General features: G+C 60.0%; 18 protein-coding genes. 6 read left to right on the forward strand and 12 right to left on the reverse strand.

The genetic code is table 11. The features are described 5' to 3' along the window. Positions 1–53: 53 nt before the first annotated feature. The 3 genes from amiA (at position 54) to GT753_RS13845 (ending at position 2376) form a co-directional block, all read left to right on the forward strand. Positions 54–935, forward strand: coding sequence for an N-acetylmuramoyl-L-alanine amidase AmiA (gene amiA, locus GT753_RS13835; protein ID WP_021505629.1), 882 nt, complete (start codon positions 54–56; stop codon positions 933–935). Between the two features lie 65 nt (positions 936–1000). Beyond that, positions 1001–1921 carry an oxygen-dependent coproporphyrinogen oxidase gene (hemF, locus tag GT753_RS13840; protein WP_015378680.1) on the forward strand — a complete coding sequence of 307 codons (921 nt, stop codon included), beginning with the start codon at positions 1001–1003 and terminating at the stop codon, positions 1919–1921. Then, positions 1921–2376, forward strand: a complete 456-nt coding sequence (locus GT753_RS13845) for a YaiI/YqxD family protein (protein ID WP_004936514.1) — start codon at positions 1921–1923, stop codon at positions 2374–2376. The genes hemF and GT753_RS13845 overlap by 1 nt, the downstream gene beginning before the upstream one ends. 22 nt (positions 2377–2398) lie before the next feature. On the opposite strand, the gene GT753_RS13850 is transcribed toward GT753_RS13845, so the two are convergent. The 4 genes from GT753_RS13850 to GT753_RS13865 all read right to left on the reverse strand — a co-directional run bounded on the left by GT753_RS13850 (position 2399) and on the right by GT753_RS13865 (position 8703). Next, positions 2399–4660 carry a TonB-dependent receptor domain-containing protein gene (locus GT753_RS13850; protein ID WP_004936517.1) on the reverse strand — a complete coding sequence of 754 codons (2262 nt, stop codon included), beginning with the start codon at positions 4658–4660 and terminating at the stop codon, positions 2399–2401. Between the two features lie 122 nt (positions 4661–4782). Further along, complete coding sequence (locus tag GT753_RS13855) at positions 4783–6909, reverse strand: S9 family peptidase (RefSeq protein ID WP_160125679.1); 2127 nt, start codon at positions 6907–6909, stop codon at positions 4783–4785. A gap of 54 nt (positions 6910–6963) precedes the next feature. Then, on the reverse strand, positions 6964–7761 hold the full coding sequence (locus GT753_RS13860) for a TonB family protein (protein WP_021505631.1): 798 nt from the start codon (positions 7759–7761) through the stop codon (positions 6964–6966). 102 nt (positions 7762–7863) lie between these two features. Beyond that, positions 7864–8703, reverse strand: a complete 840-nt coding sequence (locus tag GT753_RS13865; RefSeq protein ID WP_015378685.1) for a ChaN family lipoprotein — start codon at positions 8701–8703, stop codon at positions 7864–7866. 177 nt (positions 8704–8880) lie between these two features. On the opposite strand from GT753_RS13865, the gene mmuP reads away from it, so the two are divergent. Both mmuP and mmuM read left to right on the forward strand, forming a co-directional pair. After that, positions 8881–10290 carry an S-methylmethionine permease gene (gene mmuP / locus GT753_RS13870; RefSeq protein ID WP_015378686.1) on the forward strand — a complete coding sequence of 470 codons (1410 nt, stop codon included), beginning with the start codon at positions 8881–8883 and terminating at the stop codon, positions 10288–10290. Continuing rightward, complete coding sequence (mmuM, locus tag GT753_RS13875; protein ID WP_021505634.1) at positions 10280–11218, forward strand: homocysteine S-methyltransferase; 939 nt, start codon at positions 10280–10282, stop codon at positions 11216–11218. Before mmuP ends, mmuM begins: the two co-directional genes overlap by 11 nt. 9 nt (positions 11219–11227) lie before the next feature. On the opposite strand, the gene GT753_RS13880 is transcribed toward mmuM, so the two are convergent. The 7 genes from GT753_RS13880 to GT753_RS13905 form a co-directional block, all read right to left on the reverse strand. Beyond that, positions 11228–11584, reverse strand: a complete 357-nt coding sequence (locus GT753_RS13880; protein ID WP_044030725.1) for a type II toxin-antitoxin system death-on-curing family toxin — start codon at positions 11582–11584, stop codon at positions 11228–11230. Continuing rightward, on the reverse strand, positions 11581–11892 hold the full coding sequence (locus GT753_RS13885; RefSeq protein ID WP_226883089.1) for a type II toxin-antitoxin system Phd/YefM family antitoxin: 312 nt from the start codon (positions 11890–11892) through the stop codon (positions 11581–11583). Before GT753_RS13885 ends, GT753_RS13880 begins: the two co-directional genes overlap by 4 nt. Positions 11893–11899: 7 nt before the next feature. Further along, positions 11900–14179, reverse strand: a complete 2280-nt coding sequence (maeB, locus tag GT753_RS13890; protein ID WP_004936542.1) for an NADP-dependent oxaloacetate-decarboxylating malate dehydrogenase — start codon at positions 14177–14179, stop codon at positions 11900–11902. Positions 14180–14393: 214 nt separating this feature from the next. Then, a complete protein-coding gene (locus tag GT753_RS25715; RefSeq protein WP_165385135.1) occupies positions 14394–14567 on the reverse strand; it encodes a hypothetical protein in 174 nt (57 codons plus the stop codon). Then, positions 14548–14928, reverse strand: a complete 381-nt coding sequence (locus tag GT753_RS13895; RefSeq protein WP_160125680.1) for a DUF2570 family protein — start codon at positions 14926–14928, stop codon at positions 14548–14550. Before GT753_RS13895 ends, GT753_RS25715 begins: the two co-directional genes overlap by 20 nt. Next, positions 14925–15326 carry a M15 family metallopeptidase gene (locus tag GT753_RS13900; RefSeq protein WP_033643981.1) on the reverse strand — a complete coding sequence of 134 codons (402 nt, stop codon included), beginning with the start codon at positions 15324–15326 and terminating at the stop codon, positions 14925–14927. Before GT753_RS13900 ends, GT753_RS13895 begins: the two co-directional genes overlap by 4 nt. After that, positions 15316–15642 carry a phage holin, lambda family gene (locus tag GT753_RS13905; protein ID WP_004936551.1) on the reverse strand — a complete coding sequence of 109 codons (327 nt, stop codon included), beginning with the start codon at positions 15640–15642 and terminating at the stop codon, positions 15316–15318. The genes GT753_RS13900 and GT753_RS13905 overlap by 11 nt, the downstream gene beginning before the upstream one ends. A gap of 294 nt (positions 15643–15936) precedes the next feature. Between GT753_RS13905 and GT753_RS13910 the strand changes: the two genes are divergently transcribed. Beyond that, entirely contained in the window at positions 15937–17436 is a 1500-nt protein-coding gene (locus GT753_RS13910) for a glycosyl hydrolase family 18 protein (protein WP_160125681.1), read from the forward strand. 85 nt (positions 17437–17521) lie between these two features. Here GT753_RS13910 and GT753_RS13915 read toward each other — a convergent pair whose 3' ends face one another. After that, positions 17522–18463: a LysR family transcriptional regulator gene (locus tag GT753_RS13915; RefSeq protein WP_015378692.1), complete on the reverse strand. Its 942-nt coding sequence runs from the start codon at positions 18461–18463 to the stop codon at positions 17522–17524. Positions 18464–18750 lie beyond the last annotated feature (287 nt).

The following is an 18750-nucleotide window of genomic DNA, read 5'->3' on the forward strand; positions in this document are numbered from 1 at the left end:
TTATCAATACGATATAACGTCGCAAAATAGAAACGTCGACGGAGCGTTGCGTAATGAAAAAGCAGGGTAAACCCTTCCTCAATTTTAAACCGCTTGCCGTTTCCCCGACGCGACGCCAACTTTTGCTTTCCGGTCTGGCGGTGGCGCTGTTCGGCGTGAAAAGCCAAAACGCCAAGGCGGAAGGCCTGCTGCGCAATCAGCACAGCAAACCGGCGGCGAAACCGGCCGGCGGCAAAAAGCGGGTGATGATCGATCCCGGCCACGGCGGCATCGACTCCGGCGCGGTCGGCCATGAAGGCTCGCAGGAAAAACACATCGTGCTGGAAATCGCCAACCACGTGCGCCGATTCCTGCATGAGCACGATCACGTCGAGGCGCGCCTGACGCGCGAAGAAGACGAATTCATTCCGCTGTTCCAGCGGGTGGAGATCGCCCACCAGCACCAGGCCGATCTGTTCATTTCGATTCACGCCGACGGTTTCACCAGCCCGTCGGCCTCCGGCGCTTCGGTGTTCGCCCTCTCCAACCGCGGCGCCAGCAGCGCCATGGCGCGCTACCTGTCCAACCGTGAAAACGCCGCGGACGACGTGGCGGGCGGCAAGTACAAGGATCAGGACAACTACCTGCAGCAGGTGCTGTTCGATCTGGTGCAAACCGACACCATCAACAACAGCCTGACGCTCGGCCGCCACGTGCTCGGCCAAATTCGCCCGGTGCATCATCTGCACAGCGACAGCACCGAACAGGCGGCGTTCGCGGTGCTGAAATCCCCGTCCATCCCCTCGGTGCTGGTGGAAACCTCGTTCATCACCAACCCGAACGAAGAGCGGCTGCTGGGCACCACCGCGTTTCGCGAGAAAATCGCCCGCGCCATCGCGGACGGCATCATCAACTTCTTCGACTATTTCGACGCACACCAACGCAAACCCCGCTGATGCCGCGGGCGGCGAATAAGAGTATACTCAGCGCCTTGTTCAGCCAGACGCTATAAAGACCCCGCATGAGTTTACCTAACATCGCTGAAGTAAAATCCTTCCTGCTGGCGCTGCAGGATCACATCTGCGCGCAGCTCGCCCAGGCCGACGGCGGCGCCGTGTTCACCGAAGACCAATGGACGCGTGAAGAAGGCGGCGGCGGCCGCAGCCGCGTGCTGACCAACGGCGCGGTGTTCGAACAGGCAGGGGTCAACTTCTCGCACGTCTCCGGCGCCACTCTGCCGGCCTCGGCGACCGCGCACCGTCCGGAACTGGCCGGGCGCAGCTTCCAGGCGATGGGCGTCTCGTTGGTTATCCACCCGCTCAGCCCCTATGTACCCACCAGCCACGCAAACGTGCGCTTCTTCATCGCCGAAAAACCGGGCGAGGCGCCGGTGTGGTGGTTCGGCGGCGGTTTTGACCTGACGCCGTTCTACGGTTTCGCAGAGGATGCCGTGCACTGGCACCGCACCGCGGCCGAGCTGTGCGCGCCGTTCGGCGACGAGGTTTACCCGAAATACAAGCAATGGTGCGACGATTACTTCTTCATCAAGCACCGCAACGAAGCGCGCGGCATCGGCGGCCTGTTCTACGACGATCTGAACACCCCTGATTTCGACCATTGTTTCGCCTTCACCCGCGCGGTGGGCCAGGGCTTCCTCGACGCCTATCTGCCGATCGTCGAAAAACGCAAGGCCTTGACCTGGGGCGAGCGCGAGCGCCAGTTCCAGCTGTATCGCCGCGGCCGCTATGTGGAATTCAACCTGGTGTGGGATCGCGGCACGCTGTTCGGGCTGCAAACCGGCGGGCGCACCGAGTCCATCCTGATGTCGATGCCGCCGTTGGTGCGTTGGGAATATAACTACCAGCCGGAGGCCGACAGCCCGGAAGCGGCGCTGACGCGCGATTTCCTGCCGGTGCGCGACTGGCTGCAGGAGCCGAAATGATGCAGATTTGGGTCGATGCGGACGCCTGTCCGAACGTGATCAAAGAGGTGCTGTTCCGCGCCGCCGATCGCACCGCCATCACCGTCACGCTGGTGGCGAACCAGCCATTGCGCACGCCGCCGTCGAAGTACATCCGTTCGCTGCAGGTGGCGGCCGGTTTCGACGTGGCCGATAACGAGATCGTGCGCCGCTGCGAAGCGGGCGATCTGGTGATCACCGCCGACATCCCGCTGGCGGCGGAGGTGATAGAGAAAGGGGCGGTGGCGCTGAACCCGCGCGGCGAGCGCTATACGCCGGACACCATCCGCGAGCGCCTCAACATGCGCGATTTTATGGATACCCTGCGCGCCAGCGGCATTCAGACCGGCGGCCCGAACGCCCTGAACCAGCGCGACCGCCAGCAGTTCGCCAACGAGCTGGACAAATGGCTGCTGCAGGCGAAACGGGCGCAGTGACTGCGCCCTGCTCTGCTGCGGTTTAGAAGCGCACCTCCCCGCCGAAGATATAAGTCCGCCCACGGGCGGTGTTGGCGGCCGTCGCGTCATCCCCTTGGATCGGCAACATATTCAGTTTGTTCAACGCCTCGGAATAGCTCTTGTTCATCACGTTTTGCACGCTAAATTTCAGCATGACGTTGCGGTTGATCTGATAAGTGCTGTACAGGTCAATAATGGTAGGAATGTTCGGCATCTCTTGCTTCAGGATTTCACCGGTCACTTCGCTCTGTTCATAATCCGGCGACAAGCGACGCGTTTTGCCCGTGTATTTCACGATGCTGCCGACGGTTAGCGATTCATCAAGGAAACGCACCCCGGTATCCAACGTAAAATACATGTCCGGCAATTCATTGATATCCCCGGCGCCGAAATAGGTGCTGGCGATGGAGGTCGGCTGCTCGGTGTGTTGCTTGCTGAAAGAGACGCGGGCGAATGCTCGACCGGCGTCATAGTTGGCTTCAACCTCAACACCATGCATGCGTACCGGCGTCAGAGAGTTGACGTAGATATACATGTTGTCCGAGTAATCTTCGCTCGCATCGGCCCAATCGTTTTCCAGATTTTCGCGATAACTGCATTTCCGCCCATTGCGGCATACCATGTAGGACTCGCTGAAGATGTAATTACGTACCTTACTGGTATAGCCCACGACCTTAAGGCGCAATGAATCTTCCTTCACCAACAGATCGTGTCCGTTGGCATTGAAGCCGGCCTGCCAGGTTTCCGCCCGTTCCCCCTTGAGGAACGGGTTCATCGATGCGCCACCCGAGTTGGAATAGAACACTTCTTGAATGTTCGGCGCACGCATCGATTTGCTGTAGCTGACGAATGGCTGCAACCACGGCGTCACCTGCGCCGATAGCATTACCGAAGGATTGAACCCTTGCTCTTTCAAATTGATGTTCGCGGCCCCTTGCGGGAAGCATTCCACGCGATAATCGCATTCAGGCTTGTAGCCGGTCAGCTTGTTGCTGGTGTAGTTCAGATTGAGATCGAGTTGATAAATATCCCGGTTAAGCTGCAGGCCGGTATATAAACTGCCGATTCGCTGCTCGCCGGATGGCGCGAAGGTGTTATTTTCTATCGCCTCCTGCGCCGTCTGCGCATTCTCTATCGCCGATTCAACATGTTTGCGGTATTGGTTGCGCATCAGCTTGCCGCCATAACTGAAGGCTACATCAGTATCCAGCAGGCTGAATCGGCTGGTGTTGTTGATATCCAGCGCATCGGAGCGGTTTTTTGCATTGGTGTTAAAGAAGGTGAATAGCGAACCGCCGTCGTATTTCTGATTGCCTTTACTGGTGCTGACGGTGAAGTTTAAATCCACCAGCTCCGAAAACGGCGCATAGTGATATTTGAGGTAGAGGTCATGACTATCGATATCGCGCCGAGAAAAGCGGTTTTGGTAGTTCCTGGCGGAAAACTCAATGCTATTGAACTCGTTAGGCTTGATATCCAGTTTGAACAGCTGTGACTTGGGATTTTGCTTCATAAATTCATCGTACCCAAAATCTTCGCTGCTGATACCGTCGCCATTGTTGAAGTTCGAATAAATAGAGCTCCCACTGACCGCGGCCATCGCGCCAATGCTGCCGGTATCGGTAAACGCCTGTCCCTTACCGGCGACGGCGATCATGCCGCTGCGGCCAATGCCGTTGCTGCCGACCGAGAATTTGGTTCTCACGCCGAAAGGATTGCCGGAAAAGATCACATCATCAACACCGATAGTGCGGAAGTTGGCGCTGCCCGCCAACGCGTTTACGCCGCTGCCGCCGCTGTTCTCACCGCGCGCCACGTCCACGCCGACGATGAAATTGGGGTCAATCAAAACGCCCGCCTGGTTATTGGTCGAACCGTGCGATATCACGCCAGACGTGGAAGTACCGTAATAGTTTTGGGTAATGCCATCGACCATGGTGTTGACCCGACCAAAGCCGCTCAGGCCGCGAATATTGACGCTGACCGCCCCCTGACTGGGGTCGATCTGGGTATAGGTGCCCGGCATGCTGCGCAGAATGCTGTCTACCGACTCCAGATTTTTGTTTTCGTCGCGCGAGCTGAATGCGCCAGGCTTCGCCAACGCCTCTTTTTCGCTGCTCTTGCCGCCGTCGGCGGCCGAGACGTTAAGCGGGCTGAACGCCACGCTGCCTTTATTGTTTTCCGCCTGTTCCTGCGCGGCCGCAGCCGGCCCGTACAGCGCCAGTCCCGCGCCGATCAGGCTCGCTATCATTTTGATTTTCATATATCCCCAGAAATAGCCAATAAGGTTTGATGGCCGACAATGCCCAGCAAAAAGCCCGCCGAAACGCGCGGTAAAAGATTGTTATTGTTTTATTGCGCCGCAGCGTGCCGCGGCGCTGAAGGTTATTTCTGCGTCTGCCGATCCGCCGCCAAAATAAAGGCGTACTCCAGCGCGCCGTTTTCCAGCCGCGCCAGGCGGCCCGATTTGCCGCCGTGGCCGGCGGTCATGTCGGTGGAGAGCAGCAACAGCGAATCGCCCTGTTTGAAACGCCGCAGCTTCGCCACCCATTTGGCCGGCTCCCAATACTGCACCTGCGAGTCGTACAAACCGCTGGTGACCAGCAGGTTCGGATAATGCTGCTTGCGCACGTTGTCGTACGGGCTGTAGGACTTCATCAGCGCATAGGCGGCCGGCTGGTGCGGGTTGCCCCACTCCTCGTATTCCCCGGTGGTCAGCGGAATGCTGTCATCCAGCATGGTGGTCACCACGTCGACGAACGGCACCTGCGCCACCACCGCGTTGTACAGCTGCGGCGCCTGATTGATCACCGCCCCCATCAGCAATCCGCCGGCGCTGCCGCCCATGGCGTAGATGCGTCCCGGTTGGCCGTAGCCGCCGTTGATCAATGCCTGGGTGGCGTCGATGAAATCGTTAAAGCTGTTCGGTTTATGCGTCAGCTTGCCCTGTTTGTACCAGCTCTGCCCCAACTCGCCGCCGCCACGCACGTGGATCAGCGCATAGACGAAGCCGCGATCCAGCAGGCTGATACGGTTGGCGCTGAACGCCGGATCCATGCTCATGCCGTAAGCGCCATAGCCGTAGACCAGCAGCGGGTTATGCCCGTTTTTGAACAGCGATTTGCGATACACCAGCGAGACCGGCACCTTCACGCCGTCGCGCGCCGTGATCCAAATGCGTTCGCTGTGATACAGGCTGGGATCGACGCCTTTCACTTCCTGTTGCTTGAGCAGGGTGCGCTCGCCCTTGTTCAGATCCCACTCATAGGTGCGGGTCGGCGTGGTCATCGCCGAATAGCCGTAGCGCAACCGATCGCTGTCCGGCTCCGGGTTATAGCCCAGCCAGGCCATGTAGCTGGCGTCGTCGAACGGGATGGCGCGCTCGGTTTTGCCGTCCCAGCTGATTTGCCGCAGCTGCACCAGCCCGTTGGCGCGTTCCTGCACCACCAGCCAGTCGCGGAACAGGCTGAAGCTCTCCACCTCGTGCTGCGCCTGCGGCGCAATCAGCGTCTGCCAGGGGTTGCTCGCCGCCGCCGTGCGGTACAGGCCGAAGTTCGGATCCTGATGGTTGGAACGCAGATAGAACTCTCCGCGGTAGTGATCGAGGTAATACTCGCGGCCGTTTTGCCGGACGGCGAACAGCTGCGGCTCGCGCTGCGGCTGGTTGGCGTCGATCAGGCGCACTTCGGAGGTGGTGTTGCCGCTGATGGTGAGTATCAAGTAGTCACGCGAAGAAGAACGGCTGAGGCTGAGGTAGAACGCCGGATCGTTCTCCTGGTACACCAGCTTATCTTCCGCCGTCGGCGTACCGTACTGATGGCGATAGACCTGGTACGGCAACAGCGTTTGCGGGTGGTTGCGCACGTAGAACAGGGTTTGGCTGTCGTTGGCCCACACCATGTTGCCGGAGGTGTTTTCCAGCGTTTCCGGCGACCAACGCTCACTGTCTATCTCGCGCAGGGAGATGCGGTATTGGCGACGGCCCTGCAGATCTTCGGCTACCGCCAGGCGGCGGTTGTCCAGACTGACGTCCAGCGCCCCCAGGCGATAATAGGCATGGCCTGCCGCGCGCTGATTGGCGTCCAACAGGGTTTGCCACGGCGTGTCGCCGGTGAGCGCCTGGCGCTGATACCGCGCGAAATCTTTACCGGCGGCGTAGCTTTCCTGATAGCGATAGCCGTTGAGCTGATACGGCACCGAACGATCGTCAGGACTCATGCGGCCCAGCATCTCCTGATACAGCGTGGCGCGCAGCTTCTGGTACGGCGCCATCATCTGCTCGGTGTAGCGGTTCTCCGCCTTCAGGTAGTCCAGCACCTTCGGCTCTTTTCGGCTGTCGTCGCGCAGCCAGTAATAATCGTCGGTGCGCGTCTCGCCGTGGGCCGTCAGCGCTTTCGGCGCCCGTTCCGCCAACGGCGGCTGCGGTTGCGCCAGCGCGGCGCCGGCGACGCCTAAAGAAAGCCAGAGCGCGGCCGCGATGCGGCGACGCGGGGTGAATAACAGCGGATTCATAATCCCTCACGAAGTTTGAAAAGGCGGACGGCGGCGAGGCGGCGTCTGCGGGCATTAACGGCGGGCGTTCAGCTCCGCCAGATTGAAATCGATCGGCATCGTTACCCTGACGGCCCCCTGCTGCAGCATCTCCGGCGGCGGCGGCGGCAACGGCTGCGCGCGCGACACCACCGCCACCGCTTCCCGATCCAGCGACGCGGTGCCGGAACGCGCCAGCAGGATCACGTTCGATACCCGCCCCTGCGCGTCGACGCTGAAACTGACCTGCGGCATGCCGCTGCGCCGGCGGTTGCGGGCATCCGGGGGATATTCCTTGATGCGGTTCAGCTTGCCTTTCACCAGACTCTCCCACGACAGCTTGGCCTGCGCGCTGCTGTTGGCATCGCTGTTGATCGGCGCGGCGGTTTGGTGGGAGAGCGTCTGCGCCTGCGGCGCGGCGGCGCTGGACGCGGCGGCGTTGCGCGTCTCTTTGGCCTGTTCCTGCGGTTTCGGCTGCGCTTTTTGCGGGGGGCGGTGTTCGGCGCGCTTCTTCTGCGCCGTCACGATCTTCGCTTTATCGGCGCGCGCCAGCTTAGGCAGATCCGGCTGTTGCTGCTGCTCAGCGGGCTGCGCCGCGGCGGACTCCGCCTGCTGCACGCCCAGCGGCAGCGGTTTGCTTTCCGGCGCTTCAATCTGCGCCGCCCAGCTCATCATCACCGCCGGCGGCGGCAGCTCGACCGGCTCGAGCGCCGTCTGCGGCCAATAAAACAGCAGCACCAACGCCGCGTGCGCCGCCAGGGCGAGCAGCAGGCCGCGCGCCCAGCGCGGCTGCGGCAGCTCAAAGGCCGGAAGGGAATAAGACTGACTTAACATAGGGGCATTAGCTTGCTTAATTGCGAATGATTGCAGATCACATTTACTAATGATAATCATTTGCAACTATAATTAACACCCCTTTTCACTGCCTTAACGTATTCATTTCACTGATGGTGTGATCCACAGGTAGTCCGCCGTGTTCGCATCGACCTGTACGCCCGGCTCCGCCAGCATCAGCACCGTCGGCGCCGCCGCCGGTTGCAGATCCCGCACGTGCAGCGGCACGCCCACCGATTTGGCGGCGTGATAGCCGCCGGCGATCAACAGCGCGGGCGTGGGCGCCGCCAGCAAACGTTCCGCCATGCGCCGATCGCGCTGCTGCTGGATCGCCAACATTGCGTGCAGTTGGTCGGCCTCAATCTTGCCGCCGTGCGAAGTGCGGATGGTCTCTTCCAACGCCTTGCGCACCGCCGGCTGCGCCGATAGCTGCCCCGCCGGGAACTGCGGCTGCTGATAGAACGCCGTAATCTCGCTGCGATCCAGGTTGGCTGACCACAGCGGGTATGGCGCGCGCATCGCCGCCATCGTCACCCCGCCATACAGTTCCCACTTCCAGCCAGGCTGCCAGGCGATCAGCTCCGCCACGCGGCCGTCACGCACTGTGGGGTCGCTCTGCAGCCACTGCTTGACTTTGTCCACCTGCGCCTGCTGGTTCGGGTTGATCATCTCCATCAGCACGCTGCCCTGCGGCCGCCGCTGCGGCAGTTGCTGCACCAGCCATTGCTCAACCTGATGGTGGTAAGGATTGTCATGTTTTTCCCCGACGATCACCCGCGGCTGCTGCGCCAATCGCGTCAACAGCTGCTCCGGCGTCAGGCTCGCACCGCTGTGCAGATCGGTGATGCTCCCCAAACTCGCGATGTCATTGGCCGGTGCCTTCACCGGCGTTTGGCTGCAGGCGCCGAGCGCCAAGGCCGCCAATAAAATCAGATATCTCATCATGTTGTCCCATTAGCGAAAATGGCGACATTATAGATAATAATTATCATTTGCATATAGATCCGACTTAACGATTTTTTTACGCGGCGATCGCCGGTGGCGCATTGCGTTAAAAAGGCATTACGGGTATAACCAATAGCCATTCAGATATTTAGACGTCTATACGGATAGATTATTATGCACGCATCGGCGCCCGCCGCAGGGCAGTTCAAACGCAGCATGAAGGCCCGGCACCTGGTGATGTTGTCGCTGGGCGGCGTGATCGGCACCGGGCTGTTTTTCAACACCGGTTATATCATCTCCACCACCGGGGCGCTCGGCACCCTGCTGGCCTACCTGATCGGCGCGCTGGTGGTGTACCTGGTGATGCTGTGCCTGGGTGAGCTGTCGGTGGCGATGCCGGAAACCGGCGCTTTTCACGTCTATGCCTCGCGCTATCTGGGGCCGGCCACCGGCTATGCCGTCGCCTGGCTGTATTGGCTCACCTGGACGGTGGCGCTGGGCTCCAGCCTGACCGCCGCCGGATTCTGCATGCAGTACTGGTTCCCGCAGTCGCCGGTGTGGCTGTGGTGCCTGATCTTCTGCGCGGCCATTTTCCTGCTCAACGTCGTGACCACCCGTTTTTTTGCCGAAAGCGAATTCTGGTTTTCGCTGATCAAAGTGGTGACCATTCTGGCGTTCATCATTCTGGGCGGCGCCGCCATGTTCGGCCTGCTGCCGATGAAAGACGGCACGCCGGCGCCGTTCCTGCATAACCTGACCGCTTCCGGCTGGCTGCCGCACGGCACGCTGCCGATCCTGATGACCATGGTGGCGGTGAACTTTGCCTTCTCCGGCACGGAACTGATCGGCATCGCCGCCGGTGAAACCGAGAACCCGGAGAAAGTCGTGCCGCTGGCGATCCGCACCACGGTGATCCGCCTGATGCTGTTCTTTATCGGCACGGTCTTCGTGCTGGCGGCGTTGATCCCGATGGATCAGGCGGGGATCGTCAAAAGCCCGTTCGTGTTGGTGTTTGAACGCATCGGCGTGCCTTACGCCGCCGATATCTTCAACTTCGTGATCCTGACCGCCATCCTGTCGGCGGCCAACTCCGGCCTGTACGCTTCGGGGCGCATGCTGTGGTCGCTGGCCCACCAGCGTACCCTGCCGGCCTACTTTGCGCGCGTCAATGCACGCGGCATTCCGATCAACGCCCTGACCTTCAGCATGCTCGGCGGCGTGCTGGCGCTGCTGACCAGCGTGATCGCGCCGGACACGGTGTTCGTCGCCCTGTCGGCGATCTCCGGCTTTGCGGTGGTGGCGGTGTGGCTGAGCATCTGCGCCGCCCACTATGCTTTCCGCCGCGCCTATCTGCGCAGCGGCCAGCCGATAAGCGGCCTGAAATACCGCGCCCCCGGCTATCCATTGACGCCGATCCTCGGCTTTGCGTTGTGCCTGCTGGCCTGTATCGGGCTGGCGTTCGATCCGGAGCAGCGCATCGCGCTCTACTGCGGGCTGCCGTTCGTCGCCCTGTGCTACCTCACCTATTTCCTGACCCGGCGCGCCGGGCAAAAAACCGCTTTGGGAGAACAACATGTCGGTTAACAACCCCGTCGCCCGCCTGCTGGCCGAACGGCCGACGCTGATCCTGGACGGCGCGCTGGCCACCGAACTGGAAGCGCGCGGCTGCGATCTGACCGATCCGCTGTGGTCGGCCAAGGTGCTGATTGAAAATCCCGAGCTTATCTATCAGGTGCATCTCGATTATTTCAACGCCGGCGCCCAGTGCGCCATCACCGCCAGCTATCAGGCCACGCCGCAGGGCTTCTTGCGCCGCGGCCTGGATCAGGAGCAATCGCTGGCGCTGATCGCCAAAAGCGTGCAGCTGGCGCAACGCGCGCGCCGCGATTATCTGGCCGAACACCCGCAGGCCGCGCCGCTGCTGATCGCCGGTTCTGTAGGCCCGTACGGCGCCTATCTGGCCGACGGCTCGGAATACCGTGGCGACTATCGGCTGGCGCAGGATGACTTCATTGCCTTCCACCGCCCGCGCCTCGCCGCGCTGGCCGTCGCCGGCGTCGATCTGCTGGCCTGCGAAACGCTGCCGTCGTTCGCTGAACTGCAGGCGCTGCTGACGCTGCTGCAGGAGTTCCCGACGCTCGGCGCCTGGTTCGCCTTCACCCTGCGCGACAGCCAACACCTCAGCGACGGCACGCCGCTGACGGAGGTCATGTCCGCACTGCGCGGCAACCCGCAGGTGCTGGCGATCGGCATCAACTGCATCGCGCTGGACAAGGTCGCCCCGGCGCTGCGTCAGCTGAGCGCGCTGGCCGACAAACCGCTGCTGGTCTACCCGAACTCCGGGGAGCATTACGATGCGGTGAGCAAAACCTGGCACGCCTGCGGCGGCGAACACGGCAGCCTGGCCGATCAGGCGGTAGAGTGGCGTGCGCTCGGCGCACATTTGATCGGCGGCTGTTGCCGCACCACCCCGCAGGATATCCGCGCCATCGCCGCGCGCTGCAAGGCATGAGAATGGGAGTTATTCGGTTAGCCGGCGCAGTTGCTCCGCGGCTTGTTCAACGTTGAGGCGGCCTTGAGCTGCTTCAACCGTAATTTCGACCAGTTCTGCGTCTTCCCGCAGTGCAATGCCATTAATACCGAGAAATAGCGCCATGCTTTGGAAGGCCGTACGTTTGTTGCCATCAAGAAAAATGTGACCGTGGCTGATGGCGATGAGATAGAGCGCGGCCAAGCGGTAAACGTCGGTGACGTTCTCATAGTGGTAAGCATTGAGCACGCGGTTGGCTACAGCCTCAACTTTGCTGCCTTCCTGGCGGCCGTGAGGCACAATTTCAGCGTTGAATTCCGCAATATCCTCTGCGGTCAAAAAGATCATCTATTGGCCAGCGCCTTAATCGTATCCGCGTGTTTAGCCTGAATGCGCGCTTTCACTTTGGCTTTGACCAAAACCTCATAGTCGGCCTTACTGATGATGTAAACCTCATCGTGTCCGCGGCGCGTCACTTCCACCGGCTGTTTTTGCGCTTCCAAAAGCACCTCGGCCAAATTGTTTCTCGCCGCCGTGTAGCTAATCGTAGTCATTTTCTTTACCTGTACATGTACATATTTGACGATTATTTGTACCACGTCCGCTGGAAATAAAAAAGCCCCCGGCGCCAACGGCGCAGGGGGCCAGTCACTCATCCCGGCCTTACAGCGGTTCGGTCTGGGCTTCCACCACCGCCAGCGCCACCATGTTGACGATGCGGCGCACCGAGGCGATCGGCGTCAGGATGTGCACCGGCTTGGCGACCCCCATCAGCACCGGCCCGACGGTCACCCCTTCCGAGCAGGAGACGCGCAGCAGGTTGTAGCTGATGCGCGCCGCTTCCATGTTCGGCATGATCAGCAGGTTGGCCGAGCCTTTCAGCGGGCTGTCCGGCATCAGATCGTGACGGATGCTTTCCACCAGCGCGGCGTCGCCGTGCATTTCACCGTCGATCTCCAGCTCCGGCGCCAGCTCGTTCACCAGTTCCAGCGTTTTGCGCATCTTGCGCGCCGCCGGGCAGTCAGACGAGCCGAAGCTGGAGTGAGACAGCAGCGCCACCTTCGGCTCAATGCCGAAGCGGCGCACGGTTTCCGCCGCCATCAGGGTGATCTCCGCCAGCTGTTCCGGCGTCGGATCGTCGTTGACGTAGGTGTCGGCGATAAAGGTGTTGCCGCTCGGCAGCAGCAGCGCGTTCATCGCGCCGGCGACGTGCGCGCCTTCACGGAAACCGAACACGTTCTTCACCACGTCGTAATGCTCGTGGTAGCTGCCGATGGTGCCGCAGATCATCGCATCCGCTTCGCCGCGGTGCAGCATGATGGCGGCGATCAGCGTCGGGTTGCCGATCACCGCGCGGCGCGCCTGCTCTTGCGAGACGCCGCGGCGTTTCATGATCTGGTAGTACTCGCCCCAGTATTCGTTGAAGCGCGGATCCGACTCGTTGTTCACCACTTCGAAATCTTTGCCCGGCGTCAGCTGCAGGCCCAGCTTTTTCAAGCGCATCTCGATCACGCTCGGCCGGCCGACCAGGATCGGGAAGGCCAGCCCCTGCGACACCAGCTCTTGCGTGGCGTGCAGCACGCGCTCTTCCTCGCCTTCCGCCAGCACCACCCGCTTCATCTCTTTGCGCGCCTGCGAGAAGATCGGTTTCATGAACAGGTTGGTTTTGTAGACGAACTCCGCCAGCTTCTCCACGTAGGCGTCGAAGTCTTCGATCGGGCGCGTCGCCACGCCGGAATCCATCGCCGCCTTGGCCACCGCCGGCGCGATCTTGACGATCAGACGCGGATCGAACGGTTTCGGAATGATGTATTCCGGCCCGAAGGAGAGATCCTGATCGTCATACGCGGAAGCCACCACGTCGCTCTGCTCCGCCAGCGCCAGATCGGCGATGGCGTGCACGCAGGCCAGCTTCATCTCTTCGTTGATGGTGGTGGCGCCCACGTCGAGCGCGCCGCGGAAAATGAACGGGAAGCACAGGACGTTGTTCACCTGGTTCGGGTAGTCGGAACGGCCGGTACAGATGATGGCGTCCGGGCGCACCGCTTTGGCCAGCGGCGGCAGAATTTCCGGTTCCGGGTTGGCCAGCGCCATGATCAGCGGATCGCGCGCCATGGTTTTCACCATATCCTGCGTCAGGACGCCCGGGCCGGAGCAGCCGAGGAAGATGTCGGCGTTCGGGATGGCGTCGCCCAGCGTGCGCTGGCCGTTATCCTCGATGGCGTAGGCGGCTTTGGTCTGTTCCATATTGGCGTCGCGGCCTTTATAGATGACGCCTTTGGAGTCGCAGACGGTGATGTTCTGCTGACGCAGCCCCAGCGCCACCAGCAGGTTCAGGCAGGCGATGGACGCCGCGCCGGCGCCGGACACCACCAGCCGCACATCGGAGATGTTCTTCTTCACCACGCGCAGGCCGTTGAGCACCGCGGCGGTGGTAATGATCGCCGTGCCGTGCTGGTCGTCGTGGAACACCGGGATCTTCATGCGCTCACGCAGTTTCTGCTCGATGTAGAAACACTCCGGCGCCTTGATGTCTTCCAGGTTGATGCCACCGAAGGTCGGTTCCAGCGCGGCGATAATGTCGATTAACTTGTCAGGGTTATGCTCATCCACTTCGATATCAAATACATCGATACCGGAAAACTTCTTGAACAAAACGCCCTTGCCTTCCATCACCGGCTTACCGGCCAACGCGCCGATATTGCCCAGACCCAGTACCGCCGTGCCGTTGGAAATCACCGCCACCAGGTTGCCGCGCGCGGTGTATTTGTAGGCCGCCAGCGGATCTTCGGCGATCTCGAGGCAAGGCGCGGCGACGCCCGGCGAATAGGCCAGCGCCAGATCGCGCTGGGTCGCCAACGGTTTGGTAGGGGAAACCTGGATCTTCCCTGGGACAGGAAACTGATGGAAATCAAGGGCACTCTGTTTGAGCTGTTCGTCCATTATGGATTCCTTTGTTTTTTGCTTTTATGTTGAGGTAAGGCTTTGAGGCTGCGCCCTGCCGTGGGCCATGGCGCCCAATTACAATGACAGGGCACAGCCTTGAAGTATAGTGAGAGAAACATCACAAACTTTGAAGCACGCCATAACCTTGGTCGAAAGAGCGTTTTAAAAGTAAAAAAAGAAGGCCTGCGGGACGAGCAGAGAAACGCCGCCGTCAGCGCGGCGGCAGCGTGGCGCGCCAGGCGTTGAGCGTCTCCACCTGGCCGGCGCAAATGTGTAACGAGGTTTGTAACGCCAGGGCATAGCTCACCGCATCGCCCCAGCTCTCCCCCTGCAGCAGCGGCTGCTCACAGGGCGCGAACACCGACTCAGGGGGCAACAGCGGCACGGCCTGCGGCGCCGGCGGCCGGGCGCAGGAGCTCAAGCACAGCGCCAGGCAGAGGCTGAGCGGCGCAGGGATCGTTTTTAATCGCTTCACGGTATTTCCTCTGATAAGCCTCGTGTTGCTGGCGCAGCTGCTGTTCCTGCCGCTGCTGCGCCGCCATCAGCGCACGATTTTGCGCGTCCTGTGTCTGCAAGGTGGCGATAAGCCCCGCCTGCTGCGCCAGGCTTTTTTGCAGTTCCGCCGCCTGTTGCCGCGCGGACGCCAACTGGTGCGACAACAGCGCGCTGTAGCCGCCGAGGCAGATAGCCGCCAGCAACAGCAGCAGCAACCCGCCCTGCATCAGTTTTTGCAGCCAGCCACTCATGCCGGATAGTCCCGAAACGGCAGCTGGAAGTGCGGGCCATCCTTGAGGGTTTTCCATTCACCGCCCCATTCGACGTTGATGCCGCATTCACGCGCCGCGCGCCGCACCGCCACCGCAATTTGCGCGTAGTAATCCCACTCCCAGGAGACCACGCCCGCCGGCATCGCCACCACGTCCACCGCGTGTCCGGTCAGGTGGCGGCTGCGCAGCGTTTGGCTGTTGCCGGCGCGCACCATTTCCCGCTGGCGCGCCATGCTGCGCAGCCCCTCGCTGACGGAAAACGGCACCAGCGAATAGCGCAGCGCCAGACGAATAACGCGCACCAGATCCGGATGCACGCCGCGCAGATTCTCTTCGCTGCGGGCGGTAAAGCGAATCTCTTCGATGTCATTTAACATTTTTAAACCCCGTCTTTTTGCCGATGAATTTTTTAATTAAGGCGTTGATGTAATCCGCCCCCATAAAACCAATCAGGACGCTGGCCAAATTCGCCCACTTTAATTCCAGGCCCATCAACGCCAGCGCATCGCGCACCGTCCAGGCCAATAACGCGCACATCGCCGCATTCAATAAGCGTCGCCGAATGCCCACGTTGCGGTAGGCGCCATGTAATAGCGCCATCACGCCGGCCAAAATGGCGTTCAATACCGGCTGAAGATATTCACATACTCGCTGGACTATTAAGCCAACAGCGTCAGGCTCTATGCTGGACATAGCTCATCTCCTTTTTTATTTTTAATTAAATGCCAATCACGGCCGGTGGAACATCGGATAATCAAAATCTAGTTAAGGATGCTATTACAAAGCAAATGAATAAATACAGGCCCTATGGTCGAATTCATTCACGCTGAACGTTGGCACAACACATAAACGCCAAGACAGGCGGCAGTAAATAAAAAATTCATTCTTATGGTGATTTATTTCGACTTTTGTTTTTACGAAAAATAAACATTAATGGCGGTGGGGAATACTTCCCCATCATAAAAACATCCACTCTGGAGAAATACCATGTCCACACGCAAAGCCGTTATTGGGTATTATTTTATTCCAACCAACCAAATCAATAATTACACCGAGTCCGATACCTATGTCGTGCCATTCCCGGTTTCCAACATTACGCCGGCCAAAGCCAAACAGCTGACGCACATCAACTTCTCGTTCCTGGATATCAACAGCAACCTGGAATGCGCCTGGGATCCGGCCACCAACGACGCCAAGGCGCGCGATGTGGTCAACCGTTTGACCGCGCTCAAAGCGCATAACCCCAGCCTGCGCATCATGTTCTCCATCGGCGGCTGGTACTACTCCAACGATCTGGGCGTGTCGCACGCCAACTACGTCAACGCGGTGAAAACCCCGGCGTCGCGCGCCAAGTTCGCCCAATCCTGCGTGCGCATCATGAAGGATTACGGTTTCGACGGCGTGGACATCGACTGGGAGTATCCGCAGGCGGCGGAAGTGGACGGCTTCATCGCCGCGCTGCAGGAGATCCGCACCTTGCTGAATCAGCAAACCGTCGCCGACGGCCGCCAGGCGTTGCCGTACCAGTTGACCATCGCCGGCGCCGGCGGCGCCTTCTTCCTGTCGCGCTATTACAGCAAGCTGGCGCAGATCGTCGCGCCGCTCGATTACATCAACCTGATGACCTACGATCTGGCCGGCCCCTGGGAGAAGGTAACCAACCACCAGGCGGCGCTGTTCGGCGACGCGGCCGGGCCGACCTTCTACAACGCGCTGCGCGAAGCCAATCTGGGCTGGAGCTGGGAAGAGCTGATCCGCGCCTTCCCCAGCCCGTTCAGCCTGACGGTCGACGCCGCCGTGCAGCAACACCTGATGATGGAAGGCGTGCCGAGCGCCAAAATCGTCATGGGCGTGCCCTTCTATGGCCGCGCCTTCAAGGGCGTCAGCGGCAGCAACGGTGGGCAATACAGCAGCCACAGCACGCCGGGCGAAGATCCGTATCCGAGCACCGACTACTGGCTGGTGGGCTGCGAAGAGTGCGTGCGCGACAAGGATCCGCGCATCGCCTCCTATCGCCAGTTGGAGCAGATGCTGCAGGGCAACTACGGCTATCAGCGGTTGTGGAACGACAAGACCAAAACCCCTTATCTGTATCATGCGCAGAACGGGCTGTTCGTCACCTATGACGATGCCGAGAGTTTCAAATACAAAGCGAAGTACATCAAGCAGCAGCAGCTGGGCGGCGTGATGTTCTGGCATCTGGGGCAAGACAACCGCAACGGCGATCTGCTGGCCTCGCTGGATCGCTATTTCAACGCCGCAGACTACGACGACAGCCAGCTGGATATGGGCACCGGGCTGCGCTACACCGGCGTCGGCCCCGGCAACCTGCCTATCATGACCGCGCCGGCCTATGTGCCGGGCACCACTTACGCGCAGGGCGCGCTGGTGTCCTACCAGGGCTACGTCTGGCAGACCAAGTGGGGTTACATCACCTCTGCACCGGGTTCAGACAGCGCCTGGCTGAAGGTGGGCCGCGTAGCGTAAACCATAAAAAAACCCCGTAGCCGAATGCTGCGGGGTTTTCATTGAGTTAACCGTTTGATTTTCGCGTCCCTTCGTCTCTATTCCTTCAGTTGTGGCACCATGGATAGCCGCCATCCCGCACCACTTCGCGGCCCATCAGGCTGTAGACATCGCTTTTACGCGTCAGCCGCTCATGCCACCAGTTAAACCCGGCGCCCTTGCTGGCCGGATGCCACGCCAGCCAAATCATTTCGTCGCCCTTTTGCATCTCCACCGGCACCGTCACCAGTTCGCCGCTGGCCAGTTCTTTTTCGATCAGCGCAGGCGGCAGAAAAGCGTGGCCGATGCCGCGCTTGAGCAGCGCCAGGTTGCTTTCCACATCGCACACCACCAGTTGACGCTGCAAGGGCAGCGTACCGTGATTGCGCTTGGGCAGCTCATGGCTGCTGTCGGCGATCACCACCACGATGTCGTTCAACCGCTGTTTCTTGCACACCGGCTTTCTCTGCGCCGCGAACGGGTGCGAAGGCGATACGCACAGCACAAAGTTGAGCTTGCCGAGCATCAGGGTTTTGGCCTGCACGCTGTCGGGAATTTGGCCGATGGCGATGATCAGATCCGCCCGGTTGTTTTTCAGCGCATCCCAGGTGCCGTTCAACGCTTCCCGCTGCACCGAGATATTGGCGTTCGGGCAATGCTGAATATAGTCGCGGATATCCTGCGTCAGCGTTTCCAGCGGGAAGAAGGTGTCTACCGCCAGGCGGATATTATTGTCCAGCTTGGGGATGTTGCGCACCCGGCTTTCCAGATCCTGCACCGCATTTAAAATCCAACTGCCTTCCTGCAGGAGAAATTCCCCTTCATCCGTCAGGGTAATCATGGGGCCATTGCGATGAAAAAGTTTCACGCAAAGTTTGCTTTCAATATTGGAAACCCGATAAGAGATCGCCGAAGGCGTTTTATGCAGCGCCTCCGCGGCCATAGAGAAAGATCCGGTGCTCTTGATGGTGCTGATTATTTTAATCGCGTCCAGGGATAATCTAGTCATACAAATTCCTCTTTAAAATAAAATAAGAAAAATGACACTAAATTCCCAAGGTGGTGGCGCACAAAAATCGATCAAATCGAACAAGGGTACTCATAGCAACAAGCAATATACTTCATAAATGAGAGCGCTATCTTAAATACTATTCATCACTACTTGATATAAATTTCATCATAGCGCCGTGCTTTTACACTGTGACAGTTAAATAAATTCGGCCTAACGATCAAAGATTGTCATCATAATATTTTTCGTTAATAGCCGGTAAAACATTCCGATCTACGGCCAAACCA

The organism is Serratia sp. Z4, from assembly GCF_009900725.1.
Taxonomy (GTDB): domain Bacteria; phylum Pseudomonadota; class Gammaproteobacteria; order Enterobacterales; family Enterobacteriaceae; genus Serratia; species Serratia nematodiphila.

Bases quoted from the DNA above. Each gene is read 5' to 3' on its own strand.
- GT753_RS13855 (WP_160125679.1), bottom strand. From the start codon at position 6,909: ATGAATCCGCTGTTATTCACCCCGCGTCGCCGCATCGCGGCCGCGCTC.
- GT753_RS13910 (WP_160125681.1), top strand. From the start codon at position 15,937: ATGTCCACACGCAAAGCCGTTATTGGGTATTATTTTATTCCAACCAAC.
- GT753_RS13845 (WP_004936514.1), top strand. From the start codon at position 1,921: ATGCAGATTTGGGTCGATGCGGACGCCTGTCCGAACGTGATCAAAGAG.
- mmuP (WP_015378686.1), top strand. From the start codon at position 8,881: ATGCACGCATCGGCGCCCGCCGCAGGGCAGTTCAAACGCAGCATGAAG.
- GT753_RS13865 (WP_015378685.1), bottom strand. From the start codon at position 8,703: ATGAGATATCTGATTTTATTGGCGGCCTTGGCGCTCGGCGCCTGCAGC.
- mmuM (WP_021505634.1), top strand. From the start codon at position 10,280: ATGTCGGTTAACAACCCCGTCGCCCGCCTGCTGGCCGAACGGCCGACG.
- GT753_RS13895 (WP_160125680.1), bottom strand. From the start codon at position 14,928: ATGAGTGGCTGGCTGCAAAAACTGATGCAGGGCGGGTTGCTGCTGCTG.
- GT753_RS13900 (WP_033643981.1), bottom strand. From the start codon at position 15,326: ATGTTAAATGACATCGAAGAGATTCGCTTTACCGCCCGCAGCGAAGAG.
- GT753_RS13860 (WP_021505631.1), bottom strand. From the start codon at position 7,761: ATGTTAAGTCAGTCTTATTCCCTTCCGGCCTTTGAGCTGCCGCAGCCG.
- hemF (WP_015378680.1), top strand. From the start codon at position 1,001: ATGAGTTTACCTAACATCGCTGAAGTAAAATCCTTCCTGCTGGCGCTG.
- GT753_RS13880 (WP_044030725.1), bottom strand. From the start codon at position 11,584: ATGATCTTTTTGACCGCAGAGGATATTGCGGAATTCAACGCTGAAATT.
- amiA (WP_021505629.1), top strand. From the start codon at position 54: ATGAAAAAGCAGGGTAAACCCTTCCTCAATTTTAAACCGCTTGCCGTT.
- GT753_RS13915 (WP_015378692.1), bottom strand. From the start codon at position 18,463: ATGACTAGATTATCCCTGGACGCGATTAAAATAATCAGCACCATCAAG.
- GT753_RS13850 (WP_004936517.1), bottom strand. From the start codon at position 4,660: ATGAAAATCAAAATGATAGCGAGCCTGATCGGCGCGGGACTGGCGCTG.
- maeB (WP_004936542.1), bottom strand. From the start codon at position 14,179: ATGGACGAACAGCTCAAACAGAGTGCCCTTGATTTCCATCAGTTTCCT.
- GT753_RS13905 (WP_004936551.1), bottom strand. From the start codon at position 15,642: ATGTCCAGCATAGAGCCTGACGCTGTTGGCTTAATAGTCCAGCGAGTA.
- GT753_RS13885 (WP_226883089.1), bottom strand. From the start codon at position 11,892: ATGAGTGACTGGCCCCCTGCGCCGTTGGCGCCGGGGGCTTTTTTATTT.